The sequence below is a fragment of the Rummeliibacillus pycnus genome (assembly GCF_044359855.1).
Lineage (GTDB): Bacteria > Bacillota > Bacilli > Bacillales_A > Planococcaceae > Rummeliibacillus > Rummeliibacillus pycnus_A.
Genome location: NZ_CP132291.1, coordinates 2,382,218 through 2,407,780 on the forward strand (window position 1 = coordinate 2,382,218; position 25,563 = coordinate 2,407,780).

Sequence of the window (25,563 nt, forward strand, 5' to 3'; positions counted from 1 at the left end):
GCATAATAAATTTAAATTTTCCACACAAAAAACTCAGGTAGAATATCAATGCATTTCTATCTGAGTTTTTTGTATTGCTATTACACTATTCTTCTTTCATTTGATCAAGCAATGTTATTGCATCTACAAGGTGATTGTTGAAAATTTGCTTAGCGACTTCTAACAATTCGATAATCATAGGATCTCTTAAAGAGTATATTACACGATTCCCATCTTTTGTCCCATAAACAATATTTTTTGCCCGCAGTACTGTTAATTGTTGAGAAACGGCAGATCCTTCACTGCCTAGCTGGGTTTGAATTTCATTGACACTCCGATTACCTTCTGATAAAACTTCGAGAATTTGAATTCTTAATGGGTGGGCAAGTGCTTTAAAAAAATCTGCTTTAAACTCATGTAATCCTTTATTCAATGTAATTCCTCACTTCCTACACATAAAACATATTCTCTAGATGCTTTCAAATAGAGTAAATTTTAATAAGTGAATCTTTAAAAACCACACTAAATTCTATTTTACTTGTAATTATAACTATCTTCCATGCGTAATATTAATTTTCTCTTCTGCTTATCTTCACAAGATAATGCTTTACATTCATTAAAAACAAATTTCTTACAACCCATACATTTATTTTTATCTAATTGTAATAGAGCATAATCGATAGCTTCACCTGTATGATCAAAGAAATGTTCTTCGCCTATAAGGTTATATAATCCCGTTTTTTTGAAAAACATTTTAGGCTCATCTTTTAAACCCGTTACCAAGATGATTCCATGTTTTGAGAAATCTTTTACAATGCTTGTTAAATAATAATTTCCCGTTGTATCGATAAAAGGTACTTTATTCATTCTTAAAAGCAATACTTTTGGCTTGTAGTTAATAGAATTCATAATATCTTCTGCAAAAGATTGTGCAGCACCAAAGAATAGTGGTCCTTCAATATTGAAAATACTAATTTGTGGGCAACCGTGTTGAGAAGTTGCCTTTTGCGCTTCAACTTTCGCATGTTTTCTAGAGCGATTAGGTATAGCTTTTTTCGTAACCATATGATAATTCATATTCTTTATAAATAAAATAACTGCTAGTAGAAGACCGAATTCTACTGCAACTGTTAAATTGATGAAAACCGTTAATATAAACGTAACAGCTAAAACTAGCGAATCGCCTGTTTTAGTTTTTAGCACATGGTAAAATACTTTTTTTTCGCTCATATTCCATGCAACTACCATTAAAACTGGCGCCATACTGGCAAGTGGAATGTTAGAAGCATATGGTGCAAAAAGTATTAATATTATTAATACAACCAAGCCATGAACAATACCGGAAATAGGTGATACAGCACCAGTTTTAATATTCGTTGCTGTTCTTGCAATAGCACCTGTTGCCGGAATACCACCAAATAGTGGTGTTACCATATTGGCTACCCCTTGTCCTATAAGCTCTCGATTACTGTTATGTTTACTATTTGTCATACCGTCAGCCACAACTGCAGATAATAATGATTCGATACTACCAAGAATAGCAATTACGAAAGCCGGTTTTAAAAGATGGACAATTTTTTCCCAACTCATATCAGGAAATTGGAACTGAGGTAAAGAGTTTTGGATATCCCCATACTTTGAACCGATTGTTGCAACTTCTGATGGGTAGAAAATTGTTGCAATAATCGTAGAAACTACAATACCTATTAAAGGCCCAGGTACTTTGGGAGCCAATTTTGGTATGAATAGAATCAAAAACAAGCAAATACAGCCAGTTAAAATACTATAAATATTCATTGTGTATAAATGAACGGCAATTTCTTTCAAATTATCGATAAATAATTCTTTGCTTTTAACATTTTCAAGTCCTAAAAAGTTGGCAATTTGCCCGACAAAAATAGTTACAGCAATTCCTGTTGTAAACCCGATTGTCACTGGTCTTGGAATATATTTTATTAAGGATCCTAGTTTAAAAACTCCCATTAAAATGAGCAAAATCCCTGCTAAAAACCCCGCTATTAATAAATCTTTATAACCATATGATATGACAATACCAAATAAGATTGGTATAAACGCTCCCGTAGGACCACCAATTTGAAATTTTGAACCACCCAAAAGTGATACTAAAATTCCCGCAATAATAGTTGTGTATATTCCATACTCAGGTTTTACTCCTGAAGCAATTGCAAAACCCATCCCTAATGGAATTGCAATGACAGCTACTATTAGCCCTGATAGTAAATCCTTTTGAAAACTCTTTAAGGAGTAGTCTGCATATCTTCCTGAAAAATTTAATTTTTTCAGCATAATTATCCTTCTTCCTTTATCTTTTAATAACTGAATATCTGATTATTTGAATATACTATTATATGAATATATAGCTTAAAGTAGAATTTGTAAAGAGTACTTCTATTAATATTTTTCTATGCACAAGAAACTATAATAAATGGTCCATAGACAACATACTTCTATAAAAAAGAATCTAAAAAAATATCTATTATTTTAAAGTCCTTTTCGCCTATTAATAACAAAAGTATTGTAAAATAAATTCATACTTCTATACCAAAAGGAGAGGTATTATATGGGAATTAATATCTATTATTATGAAAGTAAACTTGAATGTCAGTATTGCAAAAAAAAATTTACTTCATATAAAGTACGCCCAAATCGTTATAAAGTAGTTGATCAGGATACAGACTTTATGCCTATCTACGAGGGATTAAATCCGATGTTATATGAAGTTGCAGTTTGTCCTCATTGTGGATATGCCTATCATAAATCAATGGTTCGCACATATGGACCTTTTATGGAATTTGTTAGAGAAATTTATATTAAACCGCTACAAAAACCAATGTCCATTTGCCATGAAAGAACATTAGATGATGCGATTGCCAGTTTTAAGCTAGCATATCTAGTGGCTAAAGCTTCAATGGAAGAACCACTTGTTATGGCCAACATTGCGATTAAAATTGCATGGCTTTACCGCTTAAAAGAAGAAAATAAATCAGAAATTCATTACCTACGTTCTGCTAGGGATTTTTACAGCCAATCATTTGCGTCAAATAAGGAAGGAGAAGAAAGAATTCAATTTCTGTTTGCTGAATTAAGCCTTCGCATTGGTGAGACAGATGAAGCTAAAAAAGGATTTTCTCATTTAATCTCAGGCCGAGCTGTTTCAGATAAATATCAACGATTAGCTCGTAATCGTTGGGAAGATTATAAATATAATTCGGATAAAATAGAGAAAGAGAATGTGAACGAAGGATAATCACATCATTTTTTAAAGGGGATATTTTTATGATATCAAACTCAAAAATTCAATTAGGTGTAAAAGAAGAAGATATTTTTTCAGATGTGATCCATTTTCTACTTAGAAAAAACCATCGTCTTTTTTCAAATGATCAATTAATCGAAAAAACAGGAATTTCTTCTGACTTAATTTTTAAATGGGTAAAATCAGGGAAATTAAATCCATCCCTTTTTCCTAATCTTGGAGCACCATGCGAAAAATGCGGAAATCTAACAAATCATTCAAAAATCTGTAGGGAATGCACTCAATCAATTACTCATACACTTAAGCAAGAAGAAAAAGATAGAATATGGTTTGATAAAATTCAGAAAAAAGCACCAAAGGCAAACTCCTATCGCTATAAATTATAAAATGAATCAATTTCATAAATACATTTTCGGTTATTAAATACGAACGTTAACGCATTAACTTTTTAATATTCAGATTTGGATGTTCCGCTACAGACGGCGCTTTCCACGGGTTTGGCTTCAATCTCCTCGGGCCAACACGATGTTGGTCACGAAGCCGTTGCCACAGGACGTGGCGTTCTTAGGCTTTGTTCCTTAAAATCGTTCTTGTGGGGCTTACAGCTCAAGCTTTTCCCGTAGGACTTTGAATGGCTTCACTGAATTTACATCGCACGAAGGAAATGCGAATGCATTTTCGAGGACTCGCCGTCTTCCGCTCCACAATGAACAAAATGATACAAAATTATTCTCAAAAAAATCCGGGTAGAAAATAGTTTATTTTCACCCGAGCTTTTTGAAATTCACCTTATAATTCCTTTGTCATAAAGACCTTAACCTGCGGGGTGTTGTCTAGTTGGCTTTCCCTCAGGACTATGAATGAACATCACTGAATTAACATCGACGAAGGAAATGCGAATGCATTTTTGGGGAGTCGCCAACCTTGGTTCAATTAAAATATCAACAATATCATATAACAGTGCATAAGATTTAAATAAATCCCATCAAGTCTTTTACATGTCTAACGTTTTCTTTAGAAGTTAATATTTCTAGTAATAAAAATGCGACTTCGAAAGCCGTACCTGGATTTGAAGATGTGATAATATGTCCATCTTGAACAATTCTCTTTTGTTGTAGATTTGCTCCAAAATTCTTTAGTTGTTCTATTCTAAAACTAGTCGGATGATTGTAGGTAGTGGCATTTCGCCCTTCAAGAATGCCACTTTTACCTAGTACAAGGGATGCAACGCAAATACTAGCTATCGGCTTTTGTTGTTCGTTGAAGTGCCTTATCACATTTAGAAACTGCTCATTATATGCATCTTCATAAAATCCAGCTTCTTCAAACCCTCCAGGAATAGCAAGAGCATCAAATTCCTCTAATTGAATATCATCTATTGTTTTTTCTGGTACTACTGTGAAATTCCATGTACAAGTTAATTTGTCTCGTAGTCCAACTGTCACGACCTCCGTTGAACCATCACCTTCCCATTTGTTCCATCCAAGTACATCTGTAAAAACGCTAGCTTCTACTGCTTCAAAGCCATCCACTAGAAGTAATAATATTTTTTTCATTGTTCAATCCCTCCTTATGCATCATTTTATTAAAGTATTAAGGATTATTACATAAGCTGAAAAAGAATATTTCCTAATTCCACTTTAAATTATAAAGAAATTTATTTAATCTAATTAATAAAAAAAGGCGTTGATAAATATGGATCAAATTGATAAACAAATTGTTAAAGAGTTACAGTTAAACGCTAAAGTTTCAATGAAGGAATTAGCTGAAAAAGTCCACTTATCTTCTCCAGCCGTCATTGAACGAGTACGCAAACTTGAAGAGCAACAGGTGATTGAAGGTTATCATGCTCATCTAAACTTGAACAAAATAGATCGTCCGATTTGTGCACTTATTTTATTTGAGTCAAAAGATTGTAAAGGATTAGCTGCATTTTGCTATAACCATCCTGATGTATTGGAATGTTACCGTGTCGCAGGAGAAATAAGTTATATCGTAAAATTGGCAACACATTCTGTTGAGACATTAGAACAATTTATCGATGCATCGATGCCATATGGTACTCCATCTACTAATATCGTGTTATCTTCGCACACCAAAGAGAGTATTGAACCATTTATCGTTAAGGATTAACAAAAAAGAAATTGAATAGATTCAAAAAACTCGGGTAGAAAATTTTCTACCCGAGTTTTTTAAATTACTAATCAACATTACCTTATAATTCTTTTGTCATAAATACACTATTAGGGTCTTCCTTGTAATCGGCAAAGGGTTTACAATACTGAAATTCAAATTTCTCATATAGATGTCTAGCAGGATCAAATGTTGCCATTGAACCTGTTTCCAAACTTAATCGTTCATAACTACGCATTTTAGCTTCTTCTATAATGTGTTGCAGGATTTTCTTGGCAACACCTTTTCTTAAATGAAGTGGAGAGGTTTTCATTGATTTGATTTCCCCATGACTAGAATCCAATTCTTTCAATGCACCGCACCCAACTAATTCATCTTGTTCCCACGCACTCCAAAATGTGATTTCAGGTTTCTTCAATTCCTCAAGACCTAAAGCATGAATACTTTCAAGAGGAGAATGTAATGCCATATTTTGAAGATGTCCTCCTATTAATTCTGCCACTTCCACACTAGACAAATCATCTACTTTAATTTTCATTAAGAGTCCTCCAATTATTAAAGTGGTTGCTTCTTATCGGTAGCCATCATGAGTAGGTTCAAACAAGTCTTCCATAGCATTTCTAACAATCGAAAAATGATCTACATTATAATGCCCATGTAGTGTTGCATTGTGATGACGAATGATTTGCTCTGCGGATAATATCTTCGAGTCTGTTGTGGAATGTCCGTCACTAACTAATGTCACATCAAAACCATTAATAGTTGCAGTCCTAACTGCCGTATCAATACAATATTCGGTCTGACATCCCATAATCACAAGATGTTCTATATTCTTATCTTTTAAATATTCAAGTAACGGTGTACCATAAAAAGAATTTGTTGCTAGTTTATCAAAGATTACAGCATCAGAAGGTACTTTAATATCCTTGTGTACTTGAAATCCGCTACCTTTTCCGTTTGAAACATCTTTGTCTCTAATAAAAACAATATACGCTTTTTCCTTTAATGCCTTCTCAATTACAACATTGATATTATGGATGACTTTATCTTTTTCAAAAACGCCTTGGTGTTCTAACCCACCATCCATTAACTCTTGTTGTGCGTCAATTACAAGTAAAGCTTGCTCCAAAATAATCTTCCCCTTTTAAATCATTTATCTAATTTATCCATACACGTAATGGACCTATTGCTTCCCACCCTGAAGATTTGGCTACTATTAGACTGCTATTGTGCTCATACCCTACCATTAATAGCTTTGGAAATTCTTTTGATATGATATTAGGAATGTCCTTCCATAGTTTTTTCTCTTCATCACCCACTGAAAATACATTTGATATTCCTACAACACTTTCACTTAAATTAGCGATAAATCCTGAAATCCCAGCCTTTGTCTCACATATAAAAATCTTCACATCCGGTTGCTTTAATAGCTCGGATTTAATAACATTTTCTAATCCACTTGCATCAGTCCATTTTTTAAAATCCTTTTCTGATGCAATTATTCTCCAGTTTTTTTGAATAGGTTCGAAATCCAAAACCGGTTCATGAACAATCCATTCGGCATCAAATAAAATATCAAAACCTAATAGTGTTAAATTAAGATTTGCATAGCTATCTTTAATGCTTGATACCTTTCCATTTTCAATAAAGTACTTTACTTCTTCAATTGTTGCACGTTTATCTGAAATAATGACTTCAGGGTAAAACGTTGGAGCTTTTGAATGAAGCCCCCAGATGTTTTCTTTTGAAATCCCAACAATCCCATGTGTAACACATACAATTTGACACCAAGCAATATTATTTAAAACTGCTCGATCTATTTTAGAGCGCATCTATCATTCTCCTATACTTTTTAGATGAACAAAGTTATTTAATATAAATACCACTATTCAAAATATTTTTCATAGCACACACATTCATGAACACGCTGATTACCGCGGAATTGCTCTATGTTCTTTCCTTCATAATGAGCAAAACTTTTTACAGGATATAAATTAGGAACTTCTCCTTTGATTTTCCCCTTCATTTCATTTTCTTCGAAATAAATATGATAATAGGAATCAACCTTTTGAAAATTCATTTTTTCATACCAGTTTTGTACCCACTGGTCATCTCTCGTCCATGCTTCAAAACGATTTAATCCTAGATTTTTTGCAAGTATTTCAGCGTTTTTCAGTAATTGTTCCCCAATTCCTTGTCGATAGAAATCTGGATGGACGGCGATATGCCAAATCATCCCGCCTAAACCTTCGCCCCTTGAACAAACTGTCTTCTCTTGCCTTTCATATTCCACATCAACGAGACCAACAATTTGGTTATTCATTTCTGCAACTAACTCGATTGCCGGATTTGCATAGTGCTCTTTCTTATTAAATACATCATCAAAATAAGCAGTATGCAAAAATGATAACGTTCTACATCGAACCCAGCCTTCTTCATCTCTATCTTCATAATTACGAATAATCATAGAAAAAAATCTCCTTTTCGTCTGAATTGTAGGTTAATACTGCGATTTGCATCTTCCTAACTAAGCATTTGTTAATTTCTTAATTTGAGCAATTAACTCTTCAATCATTTGAAGCTTGTTTTGAATATCTAATACTTCCGCTTCAAAAAATTCCTTACTAGAATTTAGTTTTAGTAAGATACTAGATGTTAATTCTTTAGAGTTACACGCAGTTTCTCGTTTTATTTTAAATATCATTTGAATATCCATCATTGATAATCCTAAACACTTCATTTCCTTTATCACTTCAAAGTCAGTGACATCTTGTTCGGTATAGTTTCTTCTATGATCTTTCCAGGATGGTCTAAGTATTTCTAGCTCTTCATAATAACGAACAGTATCTTTTGTAGTACTTACCCTCTCGATAAATTCACTTATTTTCATGAAATTCTCCTTTTCTTATTGCTGTGGGGCTAACCCCATACTTTATGCTGTCTAAAACAAGGTCTAAGGGGGATATATCATGATTAGTACTTTCATAATTCTTACTTATTGCTGTATAAGCATAGTTTCAATTTTTGTTTACTGTTATCAACAAAAGATCTCAAAATTGACTATTATTAAGCTTGTTGCTATTTCTTATTTTGTAATCGTACATTGTCTATTTTTAGCTATAACAATCTTACACAAGAATACTTCTTCGCCCTTATTTATTTTAATAATTCTGATAATAACATCTAGAATATTCAACGGGAAAATCCTGTTTAACAAGATTCACTTTTCACATCATATTGTTATGTGTTTTTTCTTACTCATTATTATTTCTGTTCGTCATCAAGGGTATTAAATAATATTTTTCTTAGAGAAATATTTATCTACCTATTATTGTAACTTAAGTAATAAAAAGTCGACACTACTTATTTGCGTGTCGACTTTCGAATTTAATGAAATATATATTTATGAAAATATCACCTTTAACAATTTACCAATCATTCTTGGGATGAACATCAATAAATTGAAAATAAAATCGCTTAATATTGATTCACCAATACTGCTTAGCAAATCTTTTATATTGTTATTTACCTTATCTTTTTTAGAGTCAGATTTCTTATTCTCTGGTGTTTCTGGCATATGAAATGTACCCTCTTTTTTAGCCTAAAAATTTTTAATGACGCGGTGCAAATAATATAACAGTAGCACCAATTAAACAGATAGCAGCTCCAACCCAGTCATATAGATCAGGCGTTTTTCGATCAATTCCCCATCCCCACAAAATAGATAGAACAATAAATACCCCTCCATATGCGGCGTAAACTCTGCCGAAAGATGGGAAACTTTGAAATGTAGCGATGATTCCGTATATGGCTAAAATAATTCCTCCTAAAAGTCCCCAAGATAAAGGCTTTCCTTCTCTTAACGATAGCCAGATTAAGTAGCCTCCACCTATTTCTGCTAGACCAGCTAAAATAAATAATAGTATTGCATTAAACATTTCATACACTTCCTTAAAGCTTCAATTAATATATAAGCCATTATAACGTGTTCTTATGTAAGTAGCTCCTTTTATTAGCGAGAAAACTTCCTAAATAGGCATTCATAATGAACAAATCGGGGCGAAGGTAATATATTATGATATGCATTTAATCGGAGGGAGAACTAAAATTGAACTACCCACAATATGTAGGCGGAGAACATTCGTTACTGAATTCTCTCCAACAAGGTGGATATATTTTGTATGCCAGACACGGTGAAGCTAACGTAGGCATGGATCAACCATACCTAGATCTCAATAATTGCTACACGCAAAGAAATCTGAGTGATACAGGAAGGAGACAAGCAATACTTTATGGGGATGCAATACGGCGTTTGCAAATACCCATTGAGTATCCCGTCCATGCCAGCCCTTTGTGTAGAACAAGTGAAACGGCTTCACTAGCCTTTGGTGGAATGAATGTCCAACTAGATCCAATAGGTTATGAAATTAATCAATTAGGCGGTCATTTAAACTGGTGGGACCAAGAAAGGATTTTAAACAATCTTCAATCAGTACTAGAAATACCACCAAGCATGGGGAAAAATAAAGTTATTATTGCACATAGTTTTCCAAAAGGCGTTGGTTTAGGTAATATCCCCTATATGGGAACTGTTGTTGTAAAACCTCTTGGAAAGGGAAATGGCTATGAAATCGTTGCAAGAATACCTTTGGAACAGCTTCAATACTTATGATTATTATATTAGAAAGCAGAACGAAGATTTTCTCTTCATTCTGCTTTTTTCATTGTTAAATAGATTTTTTTCAAATAGCTGGGTTATTTTCTTTTGAACGAGAAGATGGATGACAGTAACATTCAACTGTGTGATCATTTATCATTCCAACAGCTTGCATATAGGAATAGCAAATTGTACTTCCAACAAACTTAAATCCATCTTTTTTTAACTGTTTGCTCATTTTATCACTTATTTCATTTGAAGTAGGTACGTTTTTTTCTGTTTCCCAATTATTTATAATTGGCTTGTTATCTACAAAGCTCCAAATATAATTAGAAAATGAACCGTACTCTTCTTGGATTTTCAAAAATGCCTGTGCATTTGTTACCACGCTTCGGATTTTCATTTTGTTACGGACAATCCCCTTATTTTCCACCAATGATTGTAATTTTTCTTCTGTATACATTACAATTTTTTCTGCTTCAAATTGATCAAAGGCATTTCGATAATTTTCTCTTTTTTGTAAGATCGTCCACCAACTAAGTCCTGCTTGTGCCCCTTCAAGGCATAACATTTCAAACAATACCCGATCATCATAAACAGGGACTCCCCATTCTTTATCATGATACTCAATATATAATGGTTCTTTTGTTTTTGCCCACGTGCATCGTTTAATCATGAATAATTCACCATCCCGATATCATATGATTTGTGTCTCACTTTACTAATTATACATAATCCTTCTCTTTCATCATTTTCTAATAAATGAGATCTGCAATAAAGTAAAAAATTAAAATATTTACCAATTCATATTCAGTTCATAACTTTTTTGTATACTATTTATAACAGAGTTAGAAAGGAAGTATATAACTATGAAACAAGATAAAGCGCAAAAAGGGTGGCGCCAGTTTTTGCAATTAGTCAAGCAAACGAAACCTTCCAAATTAATGATAGGAATCGCTCTACTATTGAGCTTAGCTACCACAGGCGTTGGTTTATTAGTGCCACTTTTTACTAAAGACCTCGTTAATGGTTTTTCTATGAGTGCAATAAACGCTAAAAGCATTTCGATTTTAGTCATTGCGATTCTTGCACAAGCATTGGCGAGTGGATTCTCAATTTATTTATTAAATCGAATCGGTCAATCAGTTGTCGCAGGTATTCGCGATAGGCTTTGGAAGAAGTTACTTGTATTACCGGTTAGTTATTTTGACGAACATCCTTCAGGTGAAACGGTTAGTCGTATGACAAATGATACTTCTGTCGTAAAAGAATTAATATCAGAGCATTTAGCTACCTTTGTTTCAGGAATTATTTCAATAATTGGTTCGATTATTGTATTATTCATTCTTGACTGGAAGATGACATTAATGATGTTCATCGCTATTCCTATAGCGGCATTAATCTTAGTACCGCTTGGGAAAACAATGTACAAAATCTCAAAAGGTACACAAGATGAAGCGGCAAAGTTTACTGCTATACTTCAACAAGTGTTGTCCGAAATTCGCCTTGTTAAATCTTCTAATGCCGAAGAAATTGAGTACAACAATGGGAGACGAGGTATTACAAATCTATTTCACTTTGGTTTAAGAGAAGCGAAAGTTCAGTCATTGATTGGTCCTATCATGAGCCTAGTTATGATGACACTCCTTGTTTTATTATTAGGTTATGGTGGTATGCGTGTTTCGTCTGGCGCTTTAACTGCTGGTTCTTTAGTGGCTTTTATCATGTATTTATTTCAAATCATTATGCCAATGGCACAAATGGCTTCTTTCTTCACTCAGTTCCAAAAAGCAACAGGTGCAACTGAACGCATCATTTCTATTTTGGAATCTGAACAGGAACTAGATGCAACTGAAGAAGTGCAACATATGAACGAATCCATTAAAGTGGAACATGTAAACTACAGCTATAATACAAAAGATCCAATATTAAAAGACATTAACTTTAACATTGAGGCGGGTAAAGTTACTGCAATTGTTGGGCCAAGCGGTAGTGGTAAAACGACTCTATTTTCACTATTTGAACGCTTCTACAGACCTAATACTGGGGAGATTTCAATCGGTGGCAAATCAATCAACGATTTCTCCCTGTTTTCTTGGAGAAGTCAAATTGGCTATGTTTCACAAGAGAGCCCTATCGTTTCTGGAACAATTCGAGATAATATATGCTATGGTATGAACCGTGAAGTAACAGATGAAGAGATCAATACCGTTTCGAAAATGGCGTATGCAGATCAATTTATCGCTGACCTACCAAATGGGTACGACACAGAAGTTGGCGAAAGAGGTATGAAACTATCTGGTGGACAGCGACAAAGAATAGCGATTGCTCGAGCATTTTTGAGAAATCCCAAAATACTAATGCTTGATGAAGCAACTTCAAGCCTTGATAGTAAATCTGAAAAAGTAGTTCAACAAGCATTAGATGAATTAATGGAAGGTCGCACGACAATTGTTATTGCTCATCGCTTATCAACTGTAATAGATTCAGACCAAATTATTTTCCTCGAAAAGGGTCAAATTACGGGCAGCGGAACTCATCAAGAACTATATCAATCACATAATTTGTACCGTGAATTCGCAGATCAACAGTTACACAAGATTGAATTTGATTAATTCTTTGAAGAGAATGCAGGAATATTTGATTTGTATTTGCAATCTAAAAGAAAAGCCTCTTAGAAGTACATTCCAAGAGGCTTTTTCTATGTTCCTATTATTTTTTCAATATCAATAGTTTATCTCACGATCATCATTTAGAATTTCAACAGGAAACGATATAAAAGGTGTTTGCATATTTATGCTCTCTTTATAAGTGCATAGATATATCCAATTAACGCCCCGACAATCGCAGGAATTAACCAACCTAAGCCAATTTCATAAAATGGCAACACACTTGCATAAAACTTTTCAATTGAATCTAAAAAGCCAACTTGCGCTTCTGGTAACTTTGCTACTAATGCGTTATACCCGTCAATCAGACTAACAAAGAATGTTAAGAACATTGAAACTGCATATACACTACGGCGCGCTTTAAATAAAGGTGCAATTAATGTTAATAATATAATGACGATTGCTAATGGATATAAGAACATTAAGACTGGAACGGCAAATTTAATAATATTATCTAAACCAAAGTTTGCAATAACAAATGATACGAAACATAGGATGAATACAAACCATTTATAACTTACTTTTGGAAACACTTCATGGAAGAATTCACTACATGCAGTAATCAAACCAATACTTGTTTTTAAACATGCTAATACAATAATAATTGCTAATAGAATACCGCCAAATGAACCGAAGTAATGCTTCGCAACAGCTGCAAAGATTAAGCCACCGTTTTCAAATGATCCAACAGCTTGGACACTTGTTGCGCCCATAAATGTGATAAATCCATAAATAAGCATCATAAGTACCATAGCGAAGATTCCGGATTTCCAAGTTGCCTTCGCAATTTCCTTCGTACTTGTAATACCCTTACTCTTGATGGCATTAATCACGACAATACCAAAAGCTAATGATGCAAGAGCATCCATGGTATTGTACCCTTCTTTAAAACCTGTCATAAATGCTTGATCAACATAATTGCCTACCGGATTTTTGAAGCTACCCATAGGGAATATAATACTTGTGATAATCAAAATAAATAAGAATACTAAAAATGCAGGTGTTAAATATTTTCCTATATAATCCATAATTTTCGCTGGATTTAACGAGAAGTAATACACGATTGCAAAGAACACCAAGCTAAATAATCCGAGAGTTAATGTGACCTGATCTGATGATAAATAGGGTTCAATACCAACCGCAAATGGTACTGTAGCTGTACGAGGAATCGCAAAGAATGGCCCAATTGTTAAATAAAGTGCTAATGAAAAAACAAGCCCAAACACTGGATGAACACGACTACCCAAATCGCGTAGACCATTACTACCTGATAAACCAATTGCTAGAATACCCATAAATGGTAGACCGATTGCCGTAACTAAGAAACCGATAAGTGCTGGCCAAAAATGAGTACCCGATAACTGACCAAGTTGGATTGGGAAAATTAAATTACCTGCTCCAAAGAACATTCCAAAAAGCATTGTTCCAATTACCGCATATGTTGAAAAAGGTATCTTCGATGTCATGGCTATAACTCCTTATTACCTAAATTTTTTATTTTATATAGTAATTTTAGTATCTTATCAATATTTCTACGAATCGACAACCCTACAAGAGCAAAAAAAGAAACTGTCCACATAAGACAGTTAATTGTGTAGTATATTTTAATTTTTCACTCTTATAAGAAAACTCTTATATTATTTAATATAAAAAGATTCGCTCTTTTAGTTTAAGTTAAACAATTGATAATCTCTATCCATTTCTAGTTTTTAAATACATAACTTTATCTATCAATCAGAATAACGTTCTGATAGTTTCTTTTTATGTGAATGAAATACTTCTTCTAGAGGAATATCGTACTTGTTTGCAATCACAATTAGATTACCTAATACATCACCTAACTCTTCAGTTAACTCCTGTCGATTTTCCTCATAAGTTCCACTTACTTCATCAGGTCTATCCCTACCTATCTCAAGAGCTCTTATTGCTCGTGCAACCTCACCCGTTTCTTCTGCTAAAAAGCCTATACGAATAAAAATGTCTAACTCAGACCAGCCTCTACTTTCATAATAACTCTTTACCCATTGCTGAAATTCAGTTACATTCATTTTTATCTAACCTCCCAATTCAATTATTAGTTTAACAAAGTACTGAAAGTTTTGTATAATATTGTCTGGTATTTTTAGGAGGCGATGTTATGAAAAAGTTAGCTGTATTTTGTGGATCAAGTAATGGCGCATCAGATGCCTATATAGAAGGTGCTAAAAAACTTGGTAAAGAAATAGCTAAACGAAATATTGCGCTTGTTTATGGTGGTGCTAATGTTGGCGTTATGGGCGCTGTTGCAAATTCCGTTTTAGAAGAAGGCGGATATGTAATTGGTGTTATGCCCAGTTTTTTGGAAAAGAGAGAGATATCTCATAAGAACTTGTCAGAGTTGATCGTCGTAGATTCTATGCATGAGAGAAAAGCAAAAATGGCTGATTTGGCAGATGGATTCGTAGCTTTGCCTGGTGGTCCAGGAACTTTAGAAGAGTTCTTTGAAGTTTTTACTTGGGCTCAATTAGGACTTCATCGTAAACCATGTGGTCTCTTAAATATTAATCACTATTATGATCCGCTTATCACGTTATTTAATCATATGGCTGATGAGAAATTTTTGCATGAACAATACCGTTCAATGGCACTTGTAAATGAAGAGCCAAAGGAACTGCTCGATCAATTATCTACATATGAGCCACCATCTGTGAAAACTTATATTAAGGAAAACGCTTAAGACAATTAGGAAGGCACCATTCTTTTTGAAATGGTGCCTTAATTTTATATATTCCTTTTTTTGCAATTCAATTAATGCACCTATACTCCATTCAGTACTATATTCAGTATTTCAATAGAAAAACTTAATATCCTCGATTTTATCAATCGTGTCTAAATCCCTTATCTCAACTTTTGTATAATAAAAATGCACATCTTCATATTGTTCTTTTAGTTTACTTTCTGACTCATATTGATATTCAGGTTTATTCGGTACGTAAATACTATTAATAATGATCTTCTTTACTGGAATTTTAAGTTCTCTTGCTTGATGAATCGCTTTAAGGATTATTTTCTTATCTTTGACACGGTCATAGCGCAAAGAACTAATAGAATCATCTTCACTATTTGCTTGTACTGTTAGTGCATAGGAATGGCAATCATGATAATTAACCATTTTATAGCACTCAAGCATCCCGTTTTTACTAAAACCATAGTTCAATAATTGAGGCTTAATTTTCTTCAATTCTTGTTCCGATATGCCATCAAATTGATAGGAAAATTCTTCAACATTGGAAACAGCTAATTGGTTTCCTAAATCTTCCGATGATTTATACTGCTTATTCAAATCCAATATAGCTGCATCAATTGATACCCTATTCAAAACATAATTTTCTTCTTTTGCTGTTTCTTCTTTGAGCTGTTTTAGTAAAGGTAAAGCCTCAAACAGCATGGCAAAATTTCGAGTATCAGCCAAATCCATTCCATCTGGTAAGGATAGAGATAAGGGCGGATCATCTGCCTCAATTCCAAATTCGATATCTTTAAAACCTATTGTTTTTAACTTTTGAAAAATATCAGAGCTTCGATACTTTTCGTATAAATCATGTTTTTTCTTCACTTGTTTATATGTATCACCAGTAATCATGTTAGTTAAGTTAATATGTATATCAAATTCCAGTTGATCTTTATCCAATGTACGAACACGGGCATCTTCAAACATCAGCCCACCACTGCCTGGTATTCTCCCAGTATTGCTGACAATCTCCACATTAACACCATATCTATCTTTCACATAATGAATCAATTCTCTATCGGAAGATCCAAAGCGATCTTTTACTACGTTTATGCCAAGGAAAACTAAGCTGATGAGAAGAATAGTTGTAGATAAACATCCAATTCCAAATACAGCCAATACATTTTTTGTTTTTTTCCTCAATTAAATTCTCCTTTTTATCAAAAATTTAATTCTTACACCTTATAACATTCTATTTTAATACATATAAACCTTCATTTTCCATTTTATATTAAAATTTTTATCTCTTCTACAATGGCGAAGAATTATATACCTTCTCTAGGAAAGTATGTTTTCCTCCCCAAAGCTTATTTTACTTATATTATTTTCTGCTATTTTCTTAACTAAAAACATCAGAAAATATCATCACTATAATTGTATGAGACAAAAAGAAAAGATGGCATTAAATTCCGATTTAATACCACCTTTAATATTCTAGCTAGATTATATAGTAATTTCTAAAATTCACTATCTAAGTCTTTTTGCTAGCTTTAAGAATACGTATAAAAGCGCGTTGCATATTCTTAAAGCAAAAGCTCCCTCCCGAAGCCTGATTAACCTCTGAAATTGTGGCGTTTTTTCTGTTTACCTACATTGAAGAAAGAATGATATTGGCAACTACTTTAAAAGAGGTAAGGTTATGGTGAATTTTGTTCCTTGCCTTAATGCACTCTCTACTGTAATTATTCCTTCATGGGCCTCTATTAAACTTTTCACAATTGCCATACCCAAGCCTGTTCCTTCAGATTTTTGTTCGGTTGTTGTACCTCGATAATAACGATTAAACAAATTTTGTTGTGTTTCCTCTGTCATACCTATCCCATTGTCTTGGATAATGATCGTTAAAAAATTTTGTTGTATCTCGAGTGTGGTTGTAATCATAACAGGTATATCATTATAGATCACTGCATTCATATAGATATTTTGCAGTGATCGTTTAAGTAAATACGGGTCAAACACTAAAGCTAAATCATCTACTTCCGCATGCAATTCAAAGTGGTGCTTTTGTGCACGTAAATCATTGCTAACATCAGCTAAAACTTGTTGGACAAACGTTACAATATTTTGAGTTGTTTTACGAATGGGTAGAGACTGTGAATCTTCAAGGCGCAACGCTAAATTCAAGTCTTGTACAAGTTGCTCCATATGGGTCCCCTTATCATCAATTTCTTGAACAAAATTACGCTGTTCCTCTTTTGACCAATCATAATCAGGATTTAATAATAATGTTGAATAACCTTTAATATACGTTAATGGTGTTTTTAAATCGTGTGAAATTCCAGCTATCCAATCACGCTTTGCCTTCTCTAGTTCGGCACGCTCAACCTTTGCCTTTTGCAATTGTTCCCGCATACGATCAAGATGTGTGATAACTTCTTGATATAAACGATAACGCATTTTTAATTTCCCTTTACGTGAATAAATTTTTTCGCAGTCTTTAAGCGGCGAAAAATCTTCATTCACTAATTGATCAATCCACTTCATTATAAGTAATAAGGGGCTGCCAAAATACCAGCCAAACCATATAATGCATAAGATTGTATCCAAACCAATGATAATCATTACAAACCATTGATAGCGCTCACCATTTAACCCAAGCTTCGGCAAAATCCCCTCCATCACAAGTGGCACTGTAAACGTTAAAAGTAATAGCCAAACGATAAAGCCTAATAATAGATGCAGAATAAATCGTTGTTGAATTTTCATTTAGCATCACCTGTCGGCGGAATAAATTTATAGCCAATACCTCGTAAGTTCACAATAATTGTTGGCTTTCTCGTATTATCCCTCAATTTTTTACGCAACTTTGCAATATAAATTGTTACGGTTTTTTCCTCGCCAAACAAATCTTCTCCCCAAACAAGCTCATAAATTTGTGAAGTCGTAAATACGCGGTTTGGATTTTTGAAAAAGAAATGCAGTAATTCTAATTCTTTTGCGGTAGCTTGAACTACTTCCCCATGAACAGTTAATAAAGCCTCATCTGGTGAAAATGCGAACGTGTCATATGTATATGTCTTTCTTTCAGAATGTACTGACTTTTTTTCATACACTCGTTGGCGTCGTATAATTGCTCGTATTCTTGCTACAACTTCAAGTGGATTAAATGGCTTTGTAATATAATCATCGCCCCCCACACTTAGGCCAGTTAATTTATCAAAATCACTAGAACGTGCACTAATAAATAAAATTGGCGCTGTTGTTTGTTGACGGATAGATGAACATAACTCAAATCCATCACCATCTGGCAACATAACATCCAATAAAATAATATCAAACTCCTTCTTCCCTAAAGCCTGAAGTGCTTCCGTTTTCGTCGACGCAGTTTCAATATATGTAAAATGCTCTTTTTGCAATGTGATTTCAAGCATTTTTAAAATGCCAACTTCATCATCCACAATTAAAATTCTTTCATCATATGTCATTTTATTCCCTCTTTTCTCCTTCTATCTTATCTAATTTTCTAAGTAATACTATCTTCCAAGCAAAAATTATTTTCATTTTCCTGTCTCTTTACTTTATTTTTACTTTCATCTTTTACGATGTAATTAAGCAATATAAACGGGAGGCTTTTTTATGGAATATATTATTCAAACACATCAATTAACAAAACGCTTTACACTCGAACCTGTTATTAACCAAGTAAGTATGAATATTAAAGCCGGTGAAATTTATGGCTTTCTTGGGCCAAATGGTGCTGGTAAAACTACGATTATGAAAATGCTATTAAATTTAATAAAACCAACATCTGGTGAAATAAAAATTCAAAATCAATCAATTATAGCTACTTCATACGAATATTTAAAAGGCATTGGCAGTCTCATTGAATATCCGATTTTTTATGAAGAACTTACTGCATATAAAAATTTGCAAATGCACTGTTCTTATATGGGTTATAAAGACATGAATCATATAAAGAAAGTGTTAGATATTGTAGGTTTACAACAAAGTAAAAAGAAAAAGGTACAAGAATTTTCTCTTGGTATGCGTCAACGTCTTGCTATTGCACGTGCCATTGTTACTAAACCAAAAATTTTAATTTTAGATGAGCCCATTAATGGTCTAGACCCAATTGGTATTAAAGAAGTGAGGGAGCTACTTGTTATGCTAAAACAACAATATGGTATGACAATTTTAATTTCGAGCCATATCGTCTCAGAAATCGAATCCATTGCAGATACGATAGGGGTTTTAAATCACGGTGAACTGATTGAGGAAATTCCTATGCATTCCCTACGTAATAAAACACACTCAACGGTTGAAATGGTCGTCAGTGATACTACAAAAGCTAAACAATTATTGGAAGAAGAGTTCAACGCTAATGTTCAGATCATTGACGCCACAACCCTGCATATTCAAAAAGTATATGAAAAGCCGGCAACATTAACAAAACATTTAGTACTAAATGGTGTTGATGTAAATGAGGTTGAAACTTTGCATCAATCTCTAGAAGAATACTTTGTAAATCGTATTAATGGAGGTAAACAAAATGCTTAATCTATTAAAACTTGAATGGCAAAAGCATCATATGGCACGTTATTTTAAAAGCTTTCTCTTCTGTATTATTGGCATTTATGCCTTTATGGCTTTAATTTCTCTCGGCTCAAAAAATGATGTAGATGGGGCAATGAGCTCATTCCAAGAATTTATGTCACTATTTAACATTATATCAAATATTACTTTTATAATTTTTGGTAGTGTTATATTATCTCGCCTGATCATTTCGGAATTTCGTACGAAAACGATGCAAGTAATGTTTACCTACCCTATACAACGTAAAAAGCTTTTATTTGCTAAGTTAATACTCGCTTACCTTTTTACTGTAGGGAGTTTATTTGCTAACATTTGGATCATGCAAATTATTACATACTTTTTACAGCCTTCACTTGGATTATTTGAAGGGACAGTAACACTACAAGATTTATTTGCTACATTGCCAACAACGATAACTAACTCACTAATGATGGGCGCAATTTCTTTAATTCCATTAATTTTCGGAATGCGAAAAAAATCGACAGCTACTACTATTACTTCTGCTGTCATTATCGCCTTTTTAATTAACTCAACGGTTTCAAATGGCAGTGAGACATTCAGCTTAACGAATGTTGTATTTATTCCAATTATCTTATCACTGTTTGGAATTGCCATTGCCTATTTATCATTCCGCAATATCGATATAAAGGATGTGGGATAGTGATGCAGAAAAAGCTATTTATACTATTGTTACTTGTCATAATGAGTACAGTTGCTATTCTTTTTATGAAACAATCTACTGAGACAATAACTATTGGTAAGTATGAAGCAATGCCAAATATTGATGTGACACTTAATGAGTTAAATATCGATATTGCCGACTCACCTGATGATAAAATACACGTTCAATTAAAAGGACCTAAATTAAATAAAAAAATGGTGATAATCACCGAAGAAAACAATAAATTCTCCATTAAAGAACCACAACATAAGAAAAAATGGAAAGACTATATTCACTTTCGTCCAACACCAACTATTGTCGTGCAATTACCCAAAGCTCAAAGTAAAACACTTACACTTAACAATGCTGATGGTGATTTCACTATTCAAAATTTGAGATTGGATAAGGTACAAGCGGAAATGTCTTCAGGCTCTGCCAATCTAAAAAACACAGATATAACGAATGCTGAATTTCATATGAAAGATGGCAATGCGACAATCGTTAAAAGTGCAATCGAAAACTTATCGATTACAACAAGTTCCGGTGATGTTGCTATAAAAGAGAGTACTGGCTCAACCCAATCGATCCAAACGGTTGATGGCCAAATCAAAATGACAGATGCTACAGAACAACCAAGTTTACATGTAAAAAGCGTTTCAGGAGACATTGGAATCCAATATAAAAAAACACCAACTTCACTTCAACTAAAGAATTCAGGTGCGGGTGATATTAAGATTAAGCTACCAAAATATGATAAGAAAACACATATTATTGGCGATGGCACTAATATACTTTCTACTGAAACGGAAGATGGTAGCATTGTGATTAAATAGAAACGTGAAATAACAAATATTTTAAAACAAAAAGTTTGGTGCTGAGATACTTTCAAACTTGCACCCCCGCTTCTTCACATTATAAAAGTAAAAGTCAGGAACTCGATTTTCTTAAAGTTCAAATAAAATAGCTGGGCAAAATCCTTTATCCCACAAAAAAGCACGATTCAATAAAAATTGAGTCGTGCTTTACTTTTAATTTCCCAATTGAATGTGCCAGTTTCAGGCTTTTTTCATTCAACATTTTTTTGAATGATTTACGAATTTCTAACTTAATACCTTCTTTCCATTCTCCATCACCTCCAAAGTCTAAACACATAGACATTCCAAAGACGGTTCTTTCTCTACTCCTGACGTTTCTTTTCCTCATCTTTTAAAAGGAAAGTCATTCATAATAATAGCCGGATTTTTCCAATTGAATAGAAGGAGACGAATAACCTATTTGGATTTTTCCTTATGCCATTATCTTTTCTTTTACAATTAAGGTTGATAGTTGAAAATATAGTTGTTTATTTTTTAAAATTTTAAATTTAGTTGAAAGTTTTCTGTATTATGTGAAAATAAATACTAGAAAATAAATGTAATTGTAAGTATTACAGGAAAGGCGTTGGTTTTTGATGCAGAAAACAAAAACTATTTTACTTGTTGAAGATGATCCGGCTATTAGTAATATGGTAAAAACATATTTAACTAACGAGGCCTTTAATGTTACATGTGCCTTTGATGGAGAGGAAGCCATGAATACCTTTAAGCATGAGCATTATGATTTGGTTTTATTAGACTTAATGTTGCCAAAGTTAAATGGTATGGACTTTCTTCAAATGGTGCGAACTAAGAGTTACATTCCCGTAATTATTATGTCAGCAAAAGATAGCGAAGTGGATAAAGCATTAGGTCTTGGTTTAGGAGCAGATGATTATATCACTAAGCCGTTTTCAATGGTCGAGCTTGCAGCAAGAGTGAAAGCTGCCATAAGAAGATCCACACAGTACATAGTTCCTCAAATAGAACGAAATACATCAATAATCAAAGTACATGAGATTGAATTGGATACGGAGAATCATAGTGCGACAAAGAACGGCATTGAAATCAACTTAACATCTAAAGAATGGAAGATTCTTTGTTTGTTTTTTGAAAATCAAAAAAAGGTTTTTACAAAAGAACAGATTTATCGTTCCGTTTGGGAGGACGACTACTTTGGTGATGAAAATATTATTAATGTTCACATAAGCCGACTTAGAGAAAAAATCGAGGATACCCCATCGAAACAAACCTATATCAAAACAGTATGGGGGATCGGGTACAAGCTGGGAGAATTTTAAATGATTACTATATTAAGCTGTGTCATAGTGGTCCTTCTTATTTTTATAGGCTATCAATATCAATCTAAGAAGGTAAGAAACAAGAATCTCGCTTATATAACAACTAAAGTTGAACAGATGAAAGCCTCACAATCAAATGAGAGAGTTCTCATTGTAACGGATGATAAGCACCTCATAGAGATGCTAGATATGTTAAATCAAATTGTCGACGATTATCAAGAAAATGTACGTCAGTATAAAAAAATGGAAGCCTCCATGAAACGGATGTTGGCGAATGTCTCTCATGATCTTAAAACGCCACTTACAGTGATCGCAGGCTATATTGAAATGCTTCAGAACCAACCTCAAATGAATGAACAAGAAAGAGTGCGTTTACTAGAACAAGTACAAGGTAAAACATTAGAACTCATTACGTTAATGAACACATTCTTCGACTTGGCTATGTTAGAATCCGGTGATAAAGATATTCCGCTTGAAAAAGTAAATCTAACTGAAATTTGTAAAAATAATATGCTATTGTTCTATGAATGGATCCAAATAAAAGGATTAGAAGTGATCATTGAGATACCCGAAAAGCCCGTTTTTGCTCTCGGTAATGAAGAAGCATTAAACCGTATATTAAATAACTTAATTTCAAATGGTCTTCGCTATGGTGCTGATGGCAAGATGATCGGTTTAAGGGTGTTCTATGATGAAACGAGAGTCTATGTCGAAGTTTCTGATAAAGGAAAAGGAATTAATGAAACGGAGCAGGAGCGTGTATTTGAACGTATGTTCACACTTGAAGAATCAAGAAATAAAGCCTTCCAAGGCAGTGGTCTAGGTTTAACCATTACAAAAAGACTGGTTGAAGAAATGCAAGGAAACATTTCAATACAATCCATACCATTTGAAAAGACATCATTTACATTTTCATTGAAGCGTCTGAATATTTAGCCATCTGGTTTCTTAAGATTTTCGTAAGAATTAAGACAGAAAAAAGCAAGGGACGCTTGCTAGAATGAAAACAGGTAGAAAACGAGGAGGGTCATCATGGACTATGTTGTACAGACAAGAAATTTAACAAAAACTTTCCAAGGGCATGATGTTGTGTCCGATGTAACAATGAATATTAGACAAGGTGAGATTTACGGATTTCTTGGCCCGAATGGTGCTGGTAAATCGACCATTATGAAGATGCTAACCAATGTGATTAAGCCTTCACATGGCGAGATTACAATCTTCGGAAAACCACTCAAACATGATTCTTTCGATTACTTGAAGAGAATAGGCAGTATGATAGAATACCCTATTTTTTATGAGAAAATGACTGCACGGGAAAACTTAGAAATGCATTGTACTTATATGGGATACCATAATAAGCAGGCAATTCGCGATGCTTTGGATCGTGTGGGACTTGAAAATGTGGAGAATAAGCTACCTAAAGATTTTTCACTAGGGATGAGACAGCGTCTTTGTGTCGCCAGAGCCATTATCACAAAACCAGAATTCTTGATTCTAGATGAGCCGATTAATGGTCTAGATCCAGCTGGAATTAAGGCAATGAGAAAATTATTTAAGATGCTTAATCAAGAATACGGTATGACCTTGCTCGTCTCCAGTCACATTATTGGTGAGATTGAGCAAATCGCAGACACGATCGGTGTCATTAAAAGTGGCAAACTGATTGAAGAGGCATCAATGGATGCGATAAAGGCGAGAAATACAGACTATATTGAGTTAGTGACAAGTAATCAGCGGAAGGCAACCATGGTTCTGCATGATAAACTCGGTATTAATAACTTGAAGGTCGTTGATGATCAAACCATTCGAATCTATGCAGCAGAAGTGCCTCAATCGACTATTTCTAAGACACTAATACTTGAAGATATCGACATTGAGTCTATTGATAAAAAACAGACAACATTAGAAGAGTATTTCATAAAAAAAGTTGAGTTAGATCAGGTAGTGAGTTAACTTTTCTACAAAGAGAATAGGACAATGGAGTAACATATTAAAAGTTAAGGAGCCGATCATTTTGTTTCAATTAATAAGACTTGAGTCAAAAAAGTTTAAATTAGGATGGTTTATCAAAGGTGCCATTCTTGCAACTATACTCATTCTGTTTTGTTTATGTATGATTTCTGTACTTGAAAAAAGTGAAGGTACTGAAATGTTAAAAGATATGACAGGAATTTTTACGGTAAGTGGAGCAATGGTTAGAGGTGTTTTTATAGTATTTGCCGCTGTTCTTATTTCAAAAATGATTATTAGTGAGTATAAGAATCGAACAATTCTCATTATGTTTTCCTATCCAATCAATCGAAAAACAATCCTTAGCGCAAAATTGATTATTATCGTTTTTATCACATTCATTGCAATGACAATTTCACATACAGTAGTAATTACTGGTTTTATTGGATTGAATCAAATTTTTCATTTTATTTCTGCAATAAGTTTATCTTCAAGTGATTTTTTGGCCGAATTCATAAAAGTAATCATGTTTAGCTTAACGACTGCAATAGCGGCACTTGTACCTCTCTATTTCGGGATGAAAAAATATTCTACACCAGCAACGATTGTTTCTTCACTTTTAATCGTTGGTGTGACATGCCAATCAATGGGTCCGAATTTCTCATTAGCCAATATTATTTATATCCCTCTTGCCTTGGCATTAATTGCTCTTGGTATTGTTGTGTTAGCTATTCGGAATGTTGACCGTATGGATTTAAATTAAGTAAAGAATCCGGATC

The 25,563-nt window shown here is 33.6% G+C and carries 29 protein-coding genes; 13 read left to right on the forward strand and 16 right to left on the reverse strand.

Annotated elements, in window-relative coordinates; translation table 11 throughout:
* Positions 1-85: 85 nt before the first annotated feature.
* Both Q8X41_RS11640 and Q8X41_RS11645 read right to left on the reverse strand, forming a co-directional pair.
* Positions 86-412 (reverse strand): ArsR/SmtB family transcription factor, encoded by a 327-nt coding sequence (locus Q8X41_RS11640; RefSeq protein ID WP_397536508.1) that lies wholly within the window; start codon positions 410-412, stop codon positions 86-88.
* A 101-nt stretch (positions 413-513) separates the two neighbouring features.
* Positions 514-2,283: a SulP family inorganic anion transporter gene (locus Q8X41_RS11645; protein ID WP_397540257.1), complete on the reverse strand. Its 1,770-nt coding sequence runs from the start codon at positions 2,281-2,283 to the stop codon at positions 514-516.
* Positions 2,284-2,560: 277 nt separating this feature from the next.
* Between Q8X41_RS11645 and Q8X41_RS11650 the strand changes: the two genes are divergently transcribed.
* Both Q8X41_RS11650 and Q8X41_RS11655 read left to right on the forward strand, forming a co-directional pair.
* Positions 2,561-3,247, forward strand: coding sequence for a DUF2225 domain-containing protein (locus tag Q8X41_RS11650; protein WP_397536509.1), 687 nt, complete (start codon positions 2,561-2,563; stop codon positions 3,245-3,247).
* A gap of 29 nt (positions 3,248-3,276) precedes the next feature.
* Positions 3,277-3,639, forward strand: a complete 363-nt coding sequence (locus Q8X41_RS11655; RefSeq protein WP_397536510.1) for a hypothetical protein — start codon at positions 3,277-3,279, stop codon at positions 3,637-3,639.
* 585 nt (positions 3,640-4,224) lie between these two features.
* Here Q8X41_RS11655 and Q8X41_RS11660 read toward each other — a convergent pair.
* Entirely contained in the window at positions 4,225-4,809 is a 585-nt protein-coding gene (locus Q8X41_RS11660) for a DJ-1/PfpI family protein (RefSeq protein WP_397536511.1), read from the reverse strand.
* Between the two features lie 139 nt (positions 4,810-4,948).
* Here Q8X41_RS11660 and Q8X41_RS11665 point away from each other — a divergent pair, with 139 nt between their 5' ends.
* Complete coding sequence (locus Q8X41_RS11665; protein WP_397536512.1) at positions 4,949-5,386, forward strand: Lrp/AsnC family transcriptional regulator; 438 nt, start codon at positions 4,949-4,951, stop codon at positions 5,384-5,386.
* Positions 5,387-5,468: 82 nt separating this feature from the next.
* Here the strand turns inward: Q8X41_RS11665 and Q8X41_RS11670 are convergent, their stop codons facing one another.
* From Q8X41_RS11670 to Q8X41_RS11700, 7 genes are all read right to left on the reverse strand, one after another.
* Entirely contained in the window at positions 5,469-5,924 is a 456-nt protein-coding gene (locus Q8X41_RS11670; RefSeq protein ID WP_397536513.1) for a GNAT family N-acetyltransferase, read from the reverse strand.
* Between the two features lie 33 nt (positions 5,925-5,957).
* On the reverse strand, positions 5,958-6,515 hold the full coding sequence (locus tag Q8X41_RS11675; protein ID WP_397536514.1) for a cysteine hydrolase family protein: 558 nt from the start codon (positions 6,513-6,515) through the stop codon (positions 5,958-5,960).
* Positions 6,516-6,543: 28 nt separating this feature from the next.
* The gene (locus Q8X41_RS11680) at positions 6,544-7,218 is read right to left on the reverse strand and encodes a hypothetical protein (protein WP_397536515.1); all 675 of its coding nucleotides are present in this window, start codon (positions 7,216-7,218) and stop codon (positions 6,544-6,546) included.
* Between the two features lie 53 nt (positions 7,219-7,271).
* Complete coding sequence (locus tag Q8X41_RS11685; RefSeq protein ID WP_397536516.1) at positions 7,272-7,853, reverse strand: GNAT family N-acetyltransferase; 582 nt, start codon at positions 7,851-7,853, stop codon at positions 7,272-7,274.
* A gap of 60 nt (positions 7,854-7,913) precedes the next feature.
* On the reverse strand, positions 7,914-8,276 hold the full coding sequence (locus tag Q8X41_RS11690; RefSeq protein ID WP_397536517.1) for a MerR family transcriptional regulator: 363 nt from the start codon (positions 8,274-8,276) through the stop codon (positions 7,914-7,916).
* Positions 8,277-8,789: 513 nt separating this feature from the next.
* On the reverse strand, positions 8,790-8,963 hold the full coding sequence (locus Q8X41_RS11695) for a hypothetical protein (RefSeq protein ID WP_397536518.1): 174 nt from the start codon (positions 8,961-8,963) through the stop codon (positions 8,790-8,792).
* 34 nt (positions 8,964-8,997) lie between these two features.
* Positions 8,998-9,324, reverse strand: coding sequence for a YnfA family protein (locus Q8X41_RS11700; RefSeq protein WP_397536519.1), 327 nt, complete (start codon positions 9,322-9,324; stop codon positions 8,998-9,000).
* A 170-nt stretch (positions 9,325-9,494) separates the two neighbouring features.
* Here Q8X41_RS11700 and Q8X41_RS11705 point away from each other — a divergent pair, with 170 nt between their 5' ends.
* Complete coding sequence (locus tag Q8X41_RS11705) at positions 9,495-10,058, forward strand: histidine phosphatase family protein (protein WP_397536520.1); 564 nt, start codon at positions 9,495-9,497, stop codon at positions 10,056-10,058.
* 70 nt (positions 10,059-10,128) lie between these two features.
* Here Q8X41_RS11705 and Q8X41_RS11710 read toward each other — a convergent pair whose 3' ends face one another.
* A complete protein-coding gene (locus Q8X41_RS11710; RefSeq protein WP_397540258.1) occupies positions 10,129-10,716 on the reverse strand; it encodes a DNA-3-methyladenine glycosylase I in 588 nt (195 codons plus the stop codon).
* Positions 10,717-10,912: 196 nt separating this feature from the next.
* Here Q8X41_RS11710 and Q8X41_RS11715 point away from each other — a divergent pair, with 196 nt between their 5' ends.
* Positions 10,913-12,658: an ABC transporter ATP-binding protein gene (locus Q8X41_RS11715; RefSeq protein ID WP_397536521.1), complete on the forward strand. Its 1,746-nt coding sequence runs from the start codon at positions 10,913-10,915 to the stop codon at positions 12,656-12,658.
* A gap of 179 nt (positions 12,659-12,837) precedes the next feature.
* On the opposite strand, the gene brnQ is transcribed toward Q8X41_RS11715, so the two are convergent.
* Both brnQ and Q8X41_RS11725 read right to left on the reverse strand, forming a co-directional pair.
* Positions 12,838-14,178, reverse strand: coding sequence for a branched-chain amino acid transport system II carrier protein (brnQ, locus tag Q8X41_RS11720; protein ID WP_397536522.1), 1,341 nt, complete (start codon positions 14,176-14,178; stop codon positions 12,838-12,840).
* Between the two features lie 264 nt (positions 14,179-14,442).
* Positions 14,443-14,760, reverse strand: a complete 318-nt coding sequence (locus Q8X41_RS11725) for a MazG nucleotide pyrophosphohydrolase domain-containing protein (protein ID WP_397536523.1) — start codon at positions 14,758-14,760, stop codon at positions 14,443-14,445.
* 89 nt (positions 14,761-14,849) lie between these two features.
* Here Q8X41_RS11725 and Q8X41_RS11730 point away from each other — a divergent pair, with 89 nt between their 5' ends.
* Positions 14,850-15,428: a TIGR00730 family Rossman fold protein gene (locus Q8X41_RS11730; RefSeq protein ID WP_397536524.1), complete on the forward strand. Its 579-nt coding sequence runs from the start codon at positions 14,850-14,852 to the stop codon at positions 15,426-15,428.
* Positions 15,429-15,539: 111 nt separating this feature from the next.
* Here Q8X41_RS11730 and Q8X41_RS11735 read toward each other — a convergent pair whose 3' ends face one another.
* From Q8X41_RS11735 to Q8X41_RS11745, 3 genes are all read right to left on the reverse strand, one after another.
* Positions 15,540-16,625, reverse strand: coding sequence for a hypothetical protein (locus Q8X41_RS11735; RefSeq protein ID WP_397536525.1), 1,086 nt, complete (start codon positions 16,623-16,625; stop codon positions 15,540-15,542).
* Between the two features lie 474 nt (positions 16,626-17,099).
* Positions 17,100-18,188, reverse strand: a complete 1,089-nt coding sequence (locus Q8X41_RS11740; protein WP_397536526.1) for a sensor histidine kinase — start codon at positions 18,186-18,188, stop codon at positions 17,100-17,102.
* A complete protein-coding gene (locus tag Q8X41_RS11745) occupies positions 18,185-18,907 on the reverse strand; it encodes a response regulator transcription factor (protein ID WP_397536527.1) in 723 nt (240 codons plus the stop codon). Before Q8X41_RS11745 ends, Q8X41_RS11740 begins: the two co-directional genes overlap by 4 nt.
* A 151-nt stretch (positions 18,908-19,058) precedes the next feature.
* Here Q8X41_RS11745 and Q8X41_RS11750 point away from each other — a divergent pair, with 151 nt between their 5' ends.
* The 7 genes from Q8X41_RS11750 (at position 19,059) to Q8X41_RS11780 (ending at position 25,547) form a co-directional block, all read left to right on the forward strand.
* Positions 19,059-19,979, forward strand: a complete 921-nt coding sequence (locus Q8X41_RS11750; RefSeq protein WP_397536528.1) for an ABC transporter ATP-binding protein — start codon at positions 19,059-19,061, stop codon at positions 19,977-19,979.
* A complete protein-coding gene (locus tag Q8X41_RS11755) occupies positions 19,972-20,676 on the forward strand; it encodes an ABC transporter permease (RefSeq protein WP_397536529.1) in 705 nt (234 codons plus the stop codon). Before Q8X41_RS11750 ends, Q8X41_RS11755 begins: the two co-directional genes overlap by 8 nt.
* 2 nt (positions 20,677-20,678) lie before the next feature.
* Positions 20,679-21,509, forward strand: coding sequence for a DUF4097 family beta strand repeat-containing protein (locus Q8X41_RS11760; RefSeq protein ID WP_397540259.1), 831 nt, complete (start codon positions 20,679-20,681; stop codon positions 21,507-21,509).
* 617 nt (positions 21,510-22,126) lie between these two features.
* The gene (locus Q8X41_RS11765) at positions 22,127-22,831 is read left to right on the forward strand and encodes a response regulator transcription factor (protein ID WP_397536530.1); all 705 of its coding nucleotides are present in this window, start codon (positions 22,127-22,129) and stop codon (positions 22,829-22,831) included.
* Positions 22,832-23,767 carry a sensor histidine kinase gene (locus Q8X41_RS11770; protein ID WP_397536531.1) on the forward strand — a complete coding sequence of 312 codons (936 nt, stop codon included), beginning with the start codon at positions 22,832-22,834 and terminating at the stop codon, positions 23,765-23,767.
* A gap of 96 nt (positions 23,768-23,863) precedes the next feature.
* The gene (locus Q8X41_RS11775; protein WP_397536532.1) at positions 23,864-24,787 is read left to right on the forward strand and encodes an ABC transporter ATP-binding protein; all 924 of its coding nucleotides are present in this window, start codon (positions 23,864-23,866) and stop codon (positions 24,785-24,787) included.
* A 61-nt stretch (positions 24,788-24,848) separates the two neighbouring features.
* A complete protein-coding gene (locus tag Q8X41_RS11780) occupies positions 24,849-25,547 on the forward strand; it encodes an ABC transporter permease (protein ID WP_397536533.1) in 699 nt (232 codons plus the stop codon).
* The last annotated feature ends 16 nt before the right edge of the window (positions 25,548-25,563 follow it).

Excerpts from the sequence above, each read along its gene's own strand:
- brnQ (WP_397536522.1), bottom strand. The coding sequence starts at position 14,178 with ATGACATCGAAGATACCTTTTTCAACATATGCGGTAATTGGAACAATG.
- Q8X41_RS11775 (WP_397536532.1), top strand. The coding sequence starts at position 23,864 with ATGGACTATGTTGTACAGACAAGAAATTTAACAAAAACTTTCCAAGGG.
- Q8X41_RS11770 (WP_397536531.1), top strand. The coding sequence starts at position 22,832 with ATGATTACTATATTAAGCTGTGTCATAGTGGTCCTTCTTATTTTTATA.
- Q8X41_RS11755 (WP_397536529.1), top strand. The coding sequence starts at position 19,972 with ATGCTTAATCTATTAAAACTTGAATGGCAAAAGCATCATATGGCACGT.
- Q8X41_RS11665 (WP_397536512.1), top strand. The coding sequence starts at position 4,949 with ATGGATCAAATTGATAAACAAATTGTTAAAGAGTTACAGTTAAACGCT.
- Q8X41_RS11685 (WP_397536516.1), bottom strand. The coding sequence starts at position 7,853 with ATGATTATTCGTAATTATGAAGATAGAGATGAAGAAGGCTGGGTTCGA.
- Q8X41_RS11750 (WP_397536528.1), top strand. The coding sequence starts at position 19,059 with ATGGAATATATTATTCAAACACATCAATTAACAAAACGCTTTACACTC.
- Q8X41_RS11740 (WP_397536526.1), bottom strand. The coding sequence starts at position 18,188 with ATGAAAATTCAACAACGATTTATTCTGCATCTATTATTAGGCTTTATC.
- Q8X41_RS11660 (WP_397536511.1), bottom strand. The coding sequence starts at position 4,809 with ATGAAAAAAATATTATTACTTCTAGTGGATGGCTTTGAAGCAGTAGAA.
- Q8X41_RS11760 (WP_397540259.1), top strand. The coding sequence starts at position 20,679 with ATGCAGAAAAAGCTATTTATACTATTGTTACTTGTCATAATGAGTACA.
- Q8X41_RS11765 (WP_397536530.1), top strand. The coding sequence starts at position 22,127 with ATGCAGAAAACAAAAACTATTTTACTTGTTGAAGATGATCCGGCTATT.
- Q8X41_RS11730 (WP_397536524.1), top strand. The coding sequence starts at position 14,850 with ATGAAAAAGTTAGCTGTATTTTGTGGATCAAGTAATGGCGCATCAGAT.
- Q8X41_RS11670 (WP_397536513.1), bottom strand. The coding sequence starts at position 5,924 with ATGAAAATTAAAGTAGATGATTTGTCTAGTGTGGAAGTGGCAGAATTA.
- Q8X41_RS11745 (WP_397536527.1), bottom strand. The coding sequence starts at position 18,907 with ATGACATATGATGAAAGAATTTTAATTGTGGATGATGAAGTTGGCATT.
- Q8X41_RS11725 (WP_397536523.1), bottom strand. The coding sequence starts at position 14,760 with ATGAATGTAACTGAATTTCAGCAATGGGTAAAGAGTTATTATGAAAGT.
- Q8X41_RS11655 (WP_397536510.1), top strand. The coding sequence starts at position 3,277 with ATGATATCAAACTCAAAAATTCAATTAGGTGTAAAAGAAGAAGATATT.
- Q8X41_RS11650 (WP_397536509.1), top strand. The coding sequence starts at position 2,561 with ATGGGAATTAATATCTATTATTATGAAAGTAAACTTGAATGTCAGTAT.
- Q8X41_RS11715 (WP_397536521.1), top strand. The coding sequence starts at position 10,913 with ATGAAACAAGATAAAGCGCAAAAAGGGTGGCGCCAGTTTTTGCAATTA.
- Q8X41_RS11695 (WP_397536518.1), bottom strand. The coding sequence starts at position 8,963 with ATGCCAGAAACACCAGAGAATAAGAAATCTGACTCTAAAAAAGATAAG.
- Q8X41_RS11700 (WP_397536519.1), bottom strand. The coding sequence starts at position 9,324 with ATGTTTAATGCAATACTATTATTTATTTTAGCTGGTCTAGCAGAAATA.
- Q8X41_RS11680 (WP_397536515.1), bottom strand. The coding sequence starts at position 7,218 with ATGCGCTCTAAAATAGATCGAGCAGTTTTAAATAATATTGCTTGGTGT.
- Q8X41_RS11690 (WP_397536517.1), bottom strand. The coding sequence starts at position 8,276 with ATGAAAATAAGTGAATTTATCGAGAGGGTAAGTACTACAAAAGATACT.